At 75.3% G+C, this 11,513-nt stretch carries 12 protein-coding genes; 5 read left to right on the top strand and 7 right to left on the bottom strand.

The genetic code is table 11. The annotated features are described in order from the left end of the window. The first annotated feature begins 170 nt into the window (after positions 1-170). The 3 genes from LIX60_RS26160 to LIX60_RS26150 all read left to right on the top strand — a co-directional run bounded on the left by LIX60_RS26160 (position 171) and on the right by LIX60_RS26150 (position 4,011). The gene (locus LIX60_RS26160) at positions 171-1,850 is read left to right on the top strand and encodes a streptophobe family protein (RefSeq protein WP_227961168.1); all 1,680 of its coding nucleotides are present in this window, start codon (positions 171-173) and stop codon (positions 1,848-1,850) included. Positions 1,851-2,165: 315 nt separating this feature from the next. Further along, positions 2,166-3,416: a phosphoserine phosphatase SerB gene (serB, locus tag LIX60_RS26155; RefSeq protein ID WP_227961166.1), complete on the top strand. Its 1,251-nt coding sequence runs from the start codon at positions 2,166-2,168 to the stop codon at positions 3,414-3,416. 364 nt (positions 3,417-3,780) lie between these two features. Continuing rightward, positions 3,781-4,011, top strand: a complete 231-nt coding sequence (locus LIX60_RS26150; protein WP_019710519.1) for a DUF397 domain-containing protein — start codon at positions 3,781-3,783, stop codon at positions 4,009-4,011. Between the two features lie 184 nt (positions 4,012-4,195). On the opposite strand, the gene LIX60_RS26145 is transcribed toward LIX60_RS26150, so the two are convergent. The 4 genes from LIX60_RS26145 to LIX60_RS26135 form a co-directional block, all read right to left on the bottom strand. Beyond that, positions 4,196-4,747 (bottom strand): histidine phosphatase family protein, encoded by a 552-nt coding sequence (locus LIX60_RS26145; RefSeq protein WP_019707983.1) that lies wholly within the window; start codon positions 4,745-4,747, stop codon positions 4,196-4,198. 96 nt (positions 4,748-4,843) lie between these two features. Continuing rightward, on the bottom strand, positions 4,844-5,056 hold the full coding sequence (locus LIX60_RS26140; protein WP_019707982.1) for a hypothetical protein: 213 nt from the start codon (positions 5,054-5,056) through the stop codon (positions 4,844-4,846). 208 nt (positions 5,057-5,264) lie between these two features. Continuing rightward, positions 5,265-5,381, bottom strand: coding sequence for an SGM_5486 family transporter-associated protein (locus LIX60_RS31575; protein ID WP_265584933.1), 117 nt, complete (start codon positions 5,379-5,381; stop codon positions 5,265-5,267). A gap of 45 nt (positions 5,382-5,426) precedes the next feature. Next, positions 5,427-7,001: an MFS transporter gene (locus LIX60_RS26135; RefSeq protein ID WP_227961164.1), complete on the bottom strand. Its 1,575-nt coding sequence runs from the start codon at positions 6,999-7,001 to the stop codon at positions 5,427-5,429. A 388-nt stretch (positions 7,002-7,389) separates the two neighbouring features. Between LIX60_RS26135 and LIX60_RS26130 the strand changes: the two genes are divergently transcribed. Then, on the top strand, positions 7,390-8,061 hold the full coding sequence (locus tag LIX60_RS26130) for a FadR/GntR family transcriptional regulator (protein WP_227961161.1): 672 nt from the start codon (positions 7,390-7,392) through the stop codon (positions 8,059-8,061). An 85-nt stretch (positions 8,062-8,146) separates the two neighbouring features. Here LIX60_RS26130 and LIX60_RS26125 read toward each other — a convergent pair whose 3' ends face one another. From LIX60_RS26125 to fabG, 3 genes are all read right to left on the bottom strand, one after another. Continuing rightward, positions 8,147-8,572, bottom strand: a complete 426-nt coding sequence (locus LIX60_RS26125; protein WP_227961159.1) for a hypothetical protein — start codon at positions 8,570-8,572, stop codon at positions 8,147-8,149. 298 nt (positions 8,573-8,870) lie between these two features. Then, complete coding sequence (gene fabI, locus LIX60_RS26120) at positions 8,871-9,641, bottom strand: enoyl-ACP reductase FabI (RefSeq protein ID WP_227961157.1); 771 nt, start codon at positions 9,639-9,641, stop codon at positions 8,871-8,873. Positions 9,642-9,646: 5 nt separating this feature from the next. Continuing rightward, the gene (gene fabG / locus LIX60_RS26115) at positions 9,647-10,366 is read right to left on the bottom strand and encodes a 3-oxoacyl-[acyl-carrier-protein] reductase (protein ID WP_043469999.1); all 720 of its coding nucleotides are present in this window, start codon (positions 10,364-10,366) and stop codon (positions 9,647-9,649) included. 428 nt (positions 10,367-10,794) lie between these two features. Here fabG and LIX60_RS26110 point away from each other — a divergent pair, with 428 nt between their 5' ends. Next, a complete protein-coding gene (locus tag LIX60_RS26110) occupies positions 10,795-11,466 on the top strand; it encodes an enoyl-CoA hydratase-related protein (protein ID WP_227961155.1) in 672 nt (223 codons plus the stop codon). The last annotated feature ends 47 nt before the right edge of the window (positions 11,467-11,513 follow it).

Below are 11,513 nucleotides of genomic sequence, written 5' to 3'. Positions count from 1 at the left end.
CCCAACCCGGCTGTGGCAAGCGGACACGCCGGAGCGGTGCGCATCGGGCCGGAACACGCCCGGAGAGGGGCAAGCACGTCCGATGGCCCACCGGTCATGAAGAATCACCGCACGTCACTGTTTCTCCGCCGTCTCTCGTTTTCCCGGGCGGCTGTCCATCGGGGCTGCTCATGCGCGCAGAGGGGAATCGGGGCATCCGCCCGGCGGACGCGCTCCTCACCGCCGTCGCCGCCGTGGGCTGGGCGTTCGTCGCGATGACGGGGACCGCCGCCCTCGCCCTGCATCTCCTGGAGGCCGACGCGGTGGGGTCCCTCGGGCCGATGACCGCGGCGGCCGTGGTCCTCGCGGTGAACGGCCGGGTCGTCCCGGCCGGGGACGTCGGCGTCTTCGGTCTGGAGGGCGGACGGGCCGCCGCCTCCGTCGACATCACGCCACTGGGCGTGGCCCTGGTCGGCGCCCTGGTGCTCGCCGCGGTCTTCCTCCGCTCGCTGCGCGGGGCGGGCGGGGTGATCGGGGCGGGGGAGCTCGCGGTCCGGGCCGGGGCGGTGGTGGCGCTCTTCCTCGCGGTGGTCGGCGGGCTCTCCTGGGCCGGGCACGACACCGTGACCTTCGACGGCGCCGAGCTCGGCGACCTGGCCGGGGACCTGCCGGACTCCGCGCTGCCGGACTCGGGACTGCCGGAGGGCATCGCGGAGCTGCTGCCCGAGGGGCTCGGGGATCTCGGCGGCGGTCTCGCCGCCCGGCTGGCGGACCTGGTCCGCGCCGAGGCCTCGGTCGGTTTCCGGGTGGACACCGGCCCCTCGCTGCTCGGCGGGGCGCTCTGGGTCGCCGGAGTGCTGGTGATCGCCCTGCTGGCCTCCCGCCGCACGCCGCTGCCGCCCGGCTGGGAGGTGCTGCACCGGGTGGTGCGCCCGGCCGTCTCCGCTCTCTGCGCCGCCCTGCTGCTCGCCGTCGGCGCGGGCCTGGCCGCGGCGGTGTGGGCGGCCGCCGGGGACGAGCACCCGGCCCGGATCGCCGGTACGGCCCTGCTCGTCGGGCCCAACGGCGCCTGGACCGGGATGCTGCTGGGTCTCTTCGTCCCCTGGACCGGCTGGGCGAGCGGGGCCCTGGTACGGCTGCTCCCGGCTCCGCTGGACCGGCTGCTGACGGCCTCGGAGGAGACGATCACCGTCGGCCGGCTGGCGGAGCTGGACGGCCGGGCGTGGCTGCTGGTCCCGGCCGCCGTCCTCGCCCTGCTCTGCGCGGGGGCGCTCACGGCCGTCCGCACACCGCGGGACGCGACGGGGACGAGCGGAGCCGGGACGGGCGCACCGGCGGCAGCGGGTGCGCGCGGGGCGGGCGCCTCCGCCGGCGGCCGCCCCGCGGCGCCGGGCCCCTCCGGTTCCGCCGCCGCCCGGCCCGGCCCAGGCGGGGGCCGCACCGCGGGAACGGCGGCCTTCGCCGTGCGCTGCGCGGTGCCGCTCGCCGTGGCCACCGGGCTCGGGCTGCCGCTGCTCACCTGGCTCACGGGGGTCTCGGCCAACGCGAGTCTGTCGGTCTTCGGTTTCGACGCCTTCGGGGCCGGGCTGGAGCTGGGCGGCAACGCCGGGCTCGCGCTGCTGCTCGGGGCCGTCTGGGGCGCGGCGGCCGGTGCCGCGGGCGCACTCCTGGCCGGAGCGGCGGGGGTGGCCGGGCGGCGGGCCTCCGCCCCCGGCACGGCACCGCATCCGCGCTCCGGCGGGGCGTACGCGTACGGGGCCTACGACCGCGGGCGGGCTGGTACCGGCCCGGGGACAGCCCCCTCCGGTACCGGCCCGGACACGGACCGCGAACCGCCGCCTCCTCCCCCGTATCCACCGGCCGCGCACTGACGCGGGCGGGCCGGCGGGGCCGGGCCGGGCCCCGGCCGTTCCACCGCCCGCCGGGTCCCCCGAACGGCTGAACCGCGCGGCCTCCCCGTACGGCCGGCCGGGCCGCACCGCAGCGGCCTGCCGCCCGGCCCCGGCCCAGGCCCACCCCGACCGCCCCGGCCGCCCCGACTAGGAAGATCCTTCCGCCCGGAGGCCGGCGGTGGCGCTCTCCGGGCGGCGCGGGCGCGGGGCGCCCGGTCCGGCGCGGGCGCCCCCGTTCCGTAGTGCGGGACGGCCGCGCGCTCCGTCACGGATGCCCGATACGGTGGAATCACCATGAGCGCATCGCAGATCCCGCCTGCCACCGCCGTTCCGGGCGATGACACCCCCACCCTCCTCATCAAGATCTTCGGGAAGGACCGCCCGGGCATCACCGCCGGGCTGTTCGACACCCTCGCCGCCTACTCCCTCGACGTGGTCGACATCGAGCAGGTGGTCACCCGAGGCCGGATCACCCTGTGTGCGCTGGTCACGGCTCCGCCGCAGACCGGGCGCCACGGAAGCGCCGAAGGTGAGCTGCGGGCCACCGTCCACGGCTGGGCGGAGTCCCTGCACCTCCAGGCGGAGATCATCTCCGGCCGCGGCGACAACCGGCCCCGCGGCACCGGGCGCTCGATCGTCACCGTGCTGGGCCACCCGCTGACCGCCGAGTCCACCGCCGCCATAGCGGCGGCCATCACCGGCACCGGCGGGAACATCGACCGCATCTTCCGGCTCGCGAAGTACCCGGTGACGGCCGTGGAGTTCGCGGTCTCCGGCGCCGAGACCTCGCCGCTGCGCACCGCCCTGGCGACGCAGGCCGCGCTGCTGGGCGTGGACATCGCCGTGGTCGCCGCCGGGCTGCACCGCCGGGCCCAGCGGCTGGTGGTGATGGATGTGGACTCCACCCTCATCCAGGACGAGGTCATCGAGCTGTTCGCGGCGCACGCGGGCTGCGAGGACCAGGTCGCCGAGGTGACGGCCGCGGCGATGCGCGGCGAGCTGGACTTCGAGCAGTCGCTGCACGCCCGGGTGGAGCTGCTCGCCGGGCTGGACGCGTCCGTGGTGGACAAGGTGCGCTCGGAGGTCCGGCTCACGCCCGGCGCCCGCACCCTCATCCGTACGCTGAAACGTCTCGGCTACCAGGTCGGTGTCGTCTCCGGTGGCTTCACCCAGGTCACCGACGATCTTCAGGAGCGGCTGGGGCTCGACTTCGCCTCCGCCAACACCCTGGAGGTCGTGGACGGCAGGCTGACCGGCCGGGTGACCGGCGAGATCGTCGACCGGGCGGGCAAGGCGCGGCTGCTGCGCCGTTTCGCCGCCGAGGCCGGGGTGCCGCTGGCCCAGACGGTCGCGATCGGTGACGGCGCCAACGACCTCGACATGCTCAACGCGGCCGGTCTGGGGGTGGCGTTCAACGCCAAGCCGGTCGTGCGCGAGGCGGCCCACACGGCGGTCAATGTGCCGTTCCTGGACACCGTGCTCTATCTGCTGGGCATCACGCGCGAAGAGGTCGAGGCGGCGGACACGCAGGCGGACGAGGGCTGAGGGCCGGCGGTCGCGGAATCGCCGCCCGCCGGGCCCGCTCCGGCCGGACCGCCGGCCCGGGCGCTGACCCCGGGCGTTGACCCGATCGGGTGAGTGCGGGATGTGCGCCGTCTGGTTAACGTTACCCGGGGGCGGCCGACGTCCCCGCGGGCCACGGGAGTTGCGCACCGTCCGCCGGGCAGCGCGCCGGGCGGAGGGGTTCACCGCGGGCACCACGGCCGGCGACAGCGGGGGAAGCGGCACGGGCGCCGACGAGCGAGGGCGCCGTGTCCGCACCGGCGCGGCGCACCGTATGCGGCCGGCCGGCTCCCGCGCCGTCGACCGGCGAGTTTGTCACTGACGGCAGCGAAGGGAAGCTGGACTGATGGCTGATGAGCAGGAGAAGGCCGAGCTGTACGCGCTCGACATCTCGGGGGTCGAGTGGCTCAGTGCCCCGGGGAGCGAGTCGGAGGAGCGGGTCGAGATCGCGTATCTGCCGGGTGGTGCCGTGGCGATGCGGTCCTCGGCCGACCCCGACACCGTCCTCCGGTACACCGAGGGCGAGTGGCGGGCCTTCGTTCTCGGGGCGCGGGACGGGGAGTTCGACATCCGCTGAGCCGCGCGCCGTCCGCCCCGCGGACACCTCCCGGCAGCGCTTCGCCCCGTCGGCCGGCCGGTCGGCGAGGCGAAGTGGCGGGGGCGGGCGGCGGCGACCGCCGTACCGGCGGGGCGGGCGGGGCGGCGGACCCACGCCCGGGACCGCCCCGGGACCGTGTGCCGCGCGGTGCCCTTGTCCGGCCTCAGTCGTGCGGTGTCCAGTACTGGACCAGCCGGCCCACCCCGTGCTCCACGGCCTTCCAGGCTCCGGTGAGGCCGACGACGGCCACCGCGCCGGTCGGGTAGCCGCCCCGGTTCATCCGGGCCAGGGTGTCGCCCTCGGCGGAGCCGGCGAGGGCGTCGGCCAGGGCGTGCATGCCGGGGTTGTGGCCGACGACGAGCAGGTCCCGCACCTCGTCGGGGGTCTCCCGGAGCAGGGCGAGGAGGTCGCCGAGCGTGGCCTCGTAGAGCCGGTCCTCGTAGACGGTCCGCGGGCGGTGCGGCAGTTCGTGGACGACGAGTTTCCAGGTTTCGCGGGTGCGGACGGAGGTCGAGCAGAGGGTCAGATCGGGGTTGATGCCGGAAGCGGCGATCCAGCGGCCGACGACCGGTGCCTCCTTGCGCCCGCGCTCGGCGAGCGGCCGGTCGTGGTCGGCCACCTCGGGCCAGTCGGCCTTCGCGTGCCGGACGAGGACGATCCTGCGGGAATCCGGGGTTCCGGGAGTGCTCTCCCGGGAGGGTTCAGCGACGCTCATGACACCCAGCTTCGCACGAAAACCGCTGTACGGCCCCGGTTGTTGGGGCTCTCACGGCAGCCCCGGGCCCGGCCGGAGCGGGTGGTGGCCCACGGCTCAGCGGTCCCCCCGGAAGAGGGTGTTCCGCAGCAGCTCCAGCAACTGCTCCAGGCCGGAGGGCGCGCCGGCCGCCGCGTGCGCGTCCTGCGCGCCGGTGATCAGCGTCAGCAGCACGGCGAAGGCCACGGCCGGGAGGACGACGGCCCACCACGGGAGCCGCGTCTGCGCGGCACGGGCCGCCGGGTGGGGCGAATGCGTACCGGCCGACATGGGACCGCCTCCGTGCGGGTTCGGGGGTGACGCGGCCGCCTGCCACGGCCGCGTCCACCGCTGCTTCGCGGTGTACTCACGAACCTACGGATCCGGACGGCCGGTTCCCATCCGGTGATCCACCCAGTCGACCCTGACCCTGACCCCCTAGGGGTGGTGGGGCCGGCCCCACCACCGGGGTGGGGCGGGGTGCACCGGGCCGGGGGCGTCAGGGGGCGAGGATGGTGGCGATCACGGAGATGACGATGCCGATGGCGAGCATCGCGCCGAGCACGCCGAGCAGCTTCTTCTGGCCGTTCTGGGGATTCGGGTCGAGGACTGGCATGCGTCCAGTCTCCCATCCCCGTCCCCGCCGCCCCCTTCCAGGGGCTCAGCCCGCGGGTGTGCGGGCGGCGGGGCCGGCGGGGAGCGGGCGCCGGCCCTCGTCCTCGATGTAGCGCTGCCGGCCGGCCCGCACACCGAGCCCGAGCTGCACCACCATCAGCCCCGACATCAGGGCCAGCGGCAGGCCCCATCCGCCGCTGTGCTGGTAGAGCACGCCGATGAGCAGCGGTCCGGGTACGGAGAGGAGATAGCCGGTGCTCTGCGCGAAGGCCGAGAGCCGGATGACGCCGGCCGTGGTACGGGAGCGCATCCCGATCAGCGTCAGGACCAGCGGGAACGCGCAGTTGGAGATGCCGAGGAGCAGCGCCCAGGCCCAGGCTCCGGCGGCGGGCGCGAAGTACAGCCCCGCGTAGCCGAGAAGGCCGCTGAGGCCCAGGGCCGCGGCCAGCGCGCTCTGGTGGCGCATTCCGGCGGCGATCCTCGGCAGGAGGAACGAGAGCGGGACGCCGAGGCCCATCGTCACGGCGAGCAGCGCCCCCGCGGTGGACGCCGGGAGCCCGGCGTCGCGGAAGATCTGCGGCAGCCAGCCCATGGTGATGTAGGCGGCGGTGGACTGGAAGCCGAAGAAGCAGCCCAGGGCCCAGGCCGTGGGGCTGCGGGTGATGCGGAGGGCGCGGGCCGTGCCGTCGGCGGGTCCGGGTGCGAGGCCGGGGGCCCGTGCCGGTCCGGGTGCCGGTTCCGGTTCCGGCGCCGAGGCGGGAGCCGGGCCCGCAGCCGTCCGCTCGTGTTCCCGCTGCCCGGGGAGCTTCCGGTCCGCTGCGGCCCCGGGCCCGTCCGTCCGTCCGCGACGGCGGGTGGCACGGACCCGGGCCAGGGGCAGCCAGAGCAGCACGGCGGCGAGGGCGGGGAGAGCCCAGACCGCCAGGCCGACCCGCCAGCTGCCGCCGAACGCCTCCGCGGCCGGTACCGCGGAGGCCGCGGCCAGCGCGGTACCCAGGGCCAGGGTCATCGAGTAGAGACCGGTCATCGTGCCGACCCGGTCGGGGAACCACCGTTTGACGGCGACCGGCATCAGCACATTGCTCAGCGCGATACCGGCCAGGGCCAGCGCGCTGCCCGCGAGAAACCCGGCCGTACCGCCGGCGAAGGGCCGCAGCAGCACGCCCGCCGCGATGGCCGCCATCCCGGCGAGGAGGACGGGCGCCGGGCCGCCCCGCTTCGCCAGCCTCGGTGCCATGACGCCGAAGACGGCGAAACAGAGGGAGGGCAGGGAGGTGAGGAGGCCCGCGGTGGCGCCGCTGATCCCGAGCCCGTCCCGGACCTCTTCGAGGAGGGCGCCGAGGCTGGTGATGGCGGGCCGGAGGTTCAGCGCGGCCAGGGCGATACCGGCGATCAGCAGCCGGGTCCGCCAGACGGACGGAGGGGCGGACGGGGCCGGGGCCGCCGGGCCGGAATGCTTCGCCGGGTCGGCGGGGCCGGAGGTCGCCGGGTCTGCGGGGTCGGAGGGAACCGCCGGACCGGCCGCCGCGTCCGGGCCGGGAACCGGCCGGCCGGCGTCGCGGCCGGCCTGCGGGGGCAGGGGGCGTGCGGCGGTACGGCAGCGGGTCTCGTCCTCGGGCATGTCAGCCATCATAGAATCATGGGATGATTGGCTGTCCACCGCGGCGGCTCCCCGGCGCCGAGGCTGCCGGGGTGGCCGTGTCCCCGCCGAAGCCCCGGCACCGCCGGGCCCCGCCGGGGTGTCCGGTGCACGGCGAGCGCGTCGCGCGAACCCGCCACCCCGGCCGTACGGAGGCCGCCCGTCCGGTACGACGGCTCAGCCCTCCCGGACCGACCGGCGAGCCGCGGCACCGGGCCCGCCTCCCGTACCCTGCACCCGTCCCGCACGCCCCGGACCCACCGGCCCCCACCGGCTGTTGAGACCTCCCGCCCCGCCGGGCGCGCCCGCCCGGCCCGCACCGTCTTCACCGTCCGCCCCGTGCACCGTCCGCACCGAGGAGTCCCGCCCCATGCCGCTGACCTCGCTCCGGCGTTCCGCGCTCGCCGACCGGGTGATCGCCGAGCTGCGCCGCCAGATCACGTCCGGTGAGTGGCCGGTGGGTTCGCGGATTCCCACCGAGGGCGAGCTGGTCGAGCAGCTGGGCGTGGCGCGGAACACCGTCCGGGAGGCGGTGCGCGCCCTGGCGCACAACGGCCTGCTGGACATCCGCCAGGGTTCGGGCACCTACGTCCTCGCCACCAGCGAGCTGGCCGGCGTGATGCACCGGCGGTTCGCGGACGCCGATCCGCACCACATCGCCGAACTGCGCGGCACGCTGGAGTCCTCGGCGGCCCGAATGGCCGCGCGGCGGCGCACCGAGCAGGATCTGCGGCAGCTCGACGCGGCGCTGGCGCGCCGTGAGGAGGCGTGGGAGTCACGCGACGCCGAGGCGTTCGTGGCCGCCGACGCCGCCCTGCACCTGGCCGTGGTCGCCACCTCGCACAACGACGTCCTGGCCGCGCTCTACGCCGATCTCGGCGCGGTCCTGCGGGACCACCTCCGCCGTGACGTGGGCCCGGAGCTGCTGCCGGAGAACTACGTGGACCACACGCGCCTGGTCGAGGCGATCCGCGCGGGCGACGGCGAGCTGGCGGGCGCGGAGGCGTCGGCCTACGCCCTCCGCTGCGTCCCGGAGCGGTAGCCGGACCGGGCGGCGGCACGGGGTGGCGGCACCGTGCGGTGCGGGGCGGCACAGCGGCCGGGCCGCCTCTCGGCACACACCGCACTCACCGCACCACGTCGTGGGTGACCCAGGCGCGCCCTATGGTCTTCCAGCAGCGGGCCGAGAGTTCCGCCGTCTGCGCGGGCCCTATCTCGACGGGCCGCGTGTCCGCGTCCAGGTCCCACCACTGCTCGCACTCGACGTGCAGCCGCACCCGGTCGACGACGGGATACGGGTTGTGGCAGTACACCGTGGCCTGCGAGCCGTCGATCTCCGTACGGCACCCCGCCCGGTACTCGCGCCGCCGCTCCCCCTCTCCCTCCGCCGTGCGGCCGGACGGCCGGAGGGCCGCCGCGGCCGGCCGCTCCCGGCCGTCCGCGCCCGTCGGCCCCTTCCCGGCGGCGAGCGCCGCGGCGGCGGCCACCGGAGAGACCAGCAGCACCGCCGCGATCAGGACGGTCGCCAGGGGATGACGGCACGGAGTGCACATTCCGGACCTCCTCGGCCGCGCGGGGCGGCCGGACCGGACCGCGAGCGGACCGCCCTTGCCGCACCTCCATACGCCCCGCCCGGGGGCGTGCTCCCAGCGTGCGCGCCCCCGGCGGTCCGCCGCCCGGCCTGCTGCTCCGAACGAATGACGCCGCCCTGCCCCCGGGCCGGCCCGGCCCCGTGGCGGCCGGGCGTCCGCAACGCATGACGCCCCGCTCCCCGCTTGTGGCGGGGTCCGGGGCGTCGGCGCGTGTGGTGGGCGCCGGGTGCGGGGCGGCGAGCGCCGGGGACGGCGGCGCTCAGGCGCCCATCATGTGCACACCGCCGTCGACGTGCACGATCTCTCCCGTTGTCTTCGGGAAGAAGTCGGACAGCAGTCCGACGACTCCCCGGCCCGCGGGCTCCGGGTCGGCCAGGTCCCAGCCGATGGGCGCGCGGTGGTTCCAGACGTCCGCCAGTTCCTCGAAGCCGGGGATGGACTTGGCGGCCATCGACTTGATGGGCCCGGCCGAGATGAGGTTGCAGCGCACGTTCCTCGCGCCCAGGTCGCGGGCGAGGTAACGGCTGGTCGATTCCAGGGCGGCCTTGGCGACGCCCATCCAGTCGTACTTCGGCCAGGCGATCTGCGCGTCGAAGGTGAGGCCGACGACGGAGCCGCCGCGGGACATCAGCGGGAGGCAGGCCATGGTCAGCGACTTCAGCGAGTACGCGGAGACGTGCACGGCCGTGCCGACGTCCTCCCAGTCCGCCTCCAGGAAGTTGAACGCGCCCTGGGGGCCGAAGGCGATCGAGTGCACGACGCCGTCGAGGGAGGCGTCCTCGCCGAGGTGTCCGCGGATGCCGTCCGCGAGTCCGTCCAGGTGCTCCTGGTTGGTCACGTCCAGTTCGATGACCGGAGCGGGCTTGGGCAGCCGCTTGGCGATCCGCTCGACGAGCGAGAGCCGGCCGAAGCCGGTCAGGATCACCTCTGCGCCCTCGTTCTGGGCGATCTTGGCGGCCTGGAAGGCGATCGAGGACTCGGTGAGGACACCCGTGACCAGGATGCGCTTGCCTGCGAGGATTCCACTCATGACGTTCAGTGACCCATGCCCAATCCGCCGTCGACGGGGATGACGGCTCCGGTGATGTATGCGGCCTCGTCCGAGGCGAGGAAGCGGACCGAGGCGGCGATCTCCTCGGGCCGGGCGTAACGCCCGAGCGGCACCTGCTTCACGATGCCCTGCCGCTGCTCGTCGCTGAGCACGCGGGTCATGTCGGTGTCGACGAACCCGGGCGCGACGACATTGCAGGTGATGTTGCGGGAGCCCAGTTCCCGGGCGATCGAGCGGGCGAAGCCGACCAGTCCGGCCTTGGAGGCGGCGTAGTTGGCCTGCCCCGCCGAGCCCATCAGGCCGACCACGGAGGAGATCAGCACGATCCGTCCCTTGCGGGCCCGGAGCATGCCGCGATTGGCGCGCTTCACGACGCGGAAGGTGCCGGTGAGGTTGGTCTCCAGGACGGTGCTGAAGTCCTCCTCGGACATCCGCATCAGCAACTGGTCCCGTGTGACACCGGCGTTGGCGACGAGCACCTCGACCGGGCCGTGCCGGTCCTCGATCTCCTTGTACGCCTGCTCCACCTGCTCGGGGTCGGTGATGTCGCACTTCACCGCCAGGCAGCCCAGCTCGGCGAGTTCGGCCGGCGGCTCGCCCGACCGGTAGGTGTACGCGACGCTGTCCCCCGCGTCGGCGAAAGCACGGGCGATGGCGAGGCCGATGCCCCGGTTTCCTCCGGTGACAAGAACCGAGCGGCTCAACGGATCACCCTTTCGGTAGCGGACTGGGTCCCCCTGAAACTATCGGCCCCGGCCGCACGGCGGGGATCCCGCCCCCGACAGGGGCTTCCGCCGCTCTCTGTTGGATCCCTACAGAAGCCCTGGTCCGCTCCGCCCCCTGCGCGGCCCGCCGGCCACCACCGCCCGGGGCGACCGGCGGGGGGTCAGACGGGACAGACGTCCGAGCGGCCCGGCCGGGCCCCGGACCGCCCGCACCCCCGGCGCCGTCCGGCCTGTGATCCGCGTCATACCAGCGGGGACGCCCGGCCGGACGCCTCTTGCCCGTTCTCGCGGCACACCATAAGTTACCGACTGGTAGTTCCGTTGCCGGGGCCAGCGGTCCCGGCCCCGGCGGCGGCGCCCGCCGATGACGTCACCCCGCCCCACCCCGCCCAGCCCGAGGAGTCCCCATGCCCACGCTCGACCGCCAGGACGACGTCTTCATCCTCGACATCGGGGACACCGAGAACCGCTTCCACCCCGACTGGATCGCCTCCGTCAACACCGTGCTGGACGAGGTCGAGAAGGCGGACGGACCGCGCGCCCTGGTCACTGCCGCCACGGGCAAGTTCTTCTCCAACGGCCTCGATCTGGACTGGCTGTTCGCCAACCCCGAGCAGCACCGGGACTACGTCGTCTCCGTCCACGCACTCCTGGCGCGGATGCTGTCCCTGCCGGTGATCACCGTGGCCGCTCTCCAGGGGCACACCTTCGCCGCCGGCGCGATGCTCTCCCTGGCGCACGACTTCCGGGTGATGCGGGCCGACCGCGGCTTCTGGTGCCTGCCCGAGGCCGACATCAACATCCCGTTCACCCCGGGCATGTCCGCGCTGATCCAGGCCCGGCTGACCCCGCAGGCCGCGCACGAGTCCATGACCACCGCCCGCCGCTACGGAGGCGGGGACGCCCTCGCCGCCGGCATCGTCGACCGCGCGGTGGACGAGGACGCGGTGCGCGCGACCGCCCTGGAGATCGCCGGAGCCCTGACGGCGAAGACCGGCCCGACCCTCGGCACCATCAAGTCCCGCATGTACGCGCCCGCCCTGGAGGCCCTGCGGGACACGGAGAACCCTCTCGGCTGAGGCTCCGCCGTGCCCGGCGGCTGCGGACCGCCGGGCACGAGCGCATT

The organism is Streptomyces sp. S07_1.15, assembly GCF_020739505.1.
GTDB lineage: Bacteria > Actinomycetota > Actinomycetes > Streptomycetales > Streptomycetaceae > Streptomyces > Streptomyces xinghaiensis.
Note: the sequence above shows the minus strand (reverse complement) of the source record. Positions and strands in the feature narration are given on the sequence as shown.

What these genes read in the sequence shown, in the direction of transcription:
- LIX60_RS26160 (WP_227961168.1), top strand. Translation starts at nt 171, where the DNA reads ATGCGCGCAGAGGGGAATCGGGGCATCCGCCCGGCGGACGCGCTCCTC.
- serB (WP_227961166.1), top strand. Translation starts at nt 2,166, where the DNA reads ATGAGCGCATCGCAGATCCCGCCTGCCACCGCCGTTCCGGGCGATGAC.
- LIX60_RS26150 (WP_019710519.1), top strand. Translation starts at nt 3,781, where the DNA reads ATGGCTGATGAGCAGGAGAAGGCCGAGCTGTACGCGCTCGACATCTCG.
- LIX60_RS26145 (WP_019707983.1), bottom strand. Translation starts at nt 4,747, where the DNA reads ATGAGCGTCGCTGAACCCTCCCGGGAGAGCACTCCCGGAACCCCGGAT.
- LIX60_RS26140 (WP_019707982.1), bottom strand. Translation starts at nt 5,056, where the DNA reads ATGTCGGCCGGTACGCATTCGCCCCACCCGGCGGCCCGTGCCGCGCAG.
- LIX60_RS31575 (WP_265584933.1), bottom strand. Translation starts at nt 5,381, where the DNA reads ATGCCAGTCCTCGACCCGAATCCCCAGAACGGCCAGAAGAAGCTGCTC.
- LIX60_RS26135 (WP_227961164.1), bottom strand. Translation starts at nt 7,001, where the DNA reads ATGCCCGAGGACGAGACCCGCTGCCGTACCGCCGCACGCCCCCTGCCC.
- LIX60_RS26130 (WP_227961161.1), top strand. Translation starts at nt 7,390, where the DNA reads ATGCCGCTGACCTCGCTCCGGCGTTCCGCGCTCGCCGACCGGGTGATC.
- LIX60_RS26125 (WP_227961159.1), bottom strand. Translation starts at nt 8,572, where the DNA reads ATGTGCACTCCGTGCCGTCATCCCCTGGCGACCGTCCTGATCGCGGCG.
- fabI (WP_227961157.1), bottom strand. Translation starts at nt 9,641, where the DNA reads ATGAGTGGAATCCTCGCAGGCAAGCGCATCCTGGTCACGGGTGTCCTC.
- LIX60_RS26110 (WP_227961155.1), top strand. Translation starts at nt 10,795, where the DNA reads ATGCCCACGCTCGACCGCCAGGACGACGTCTTCATCCTCGACATCGGG.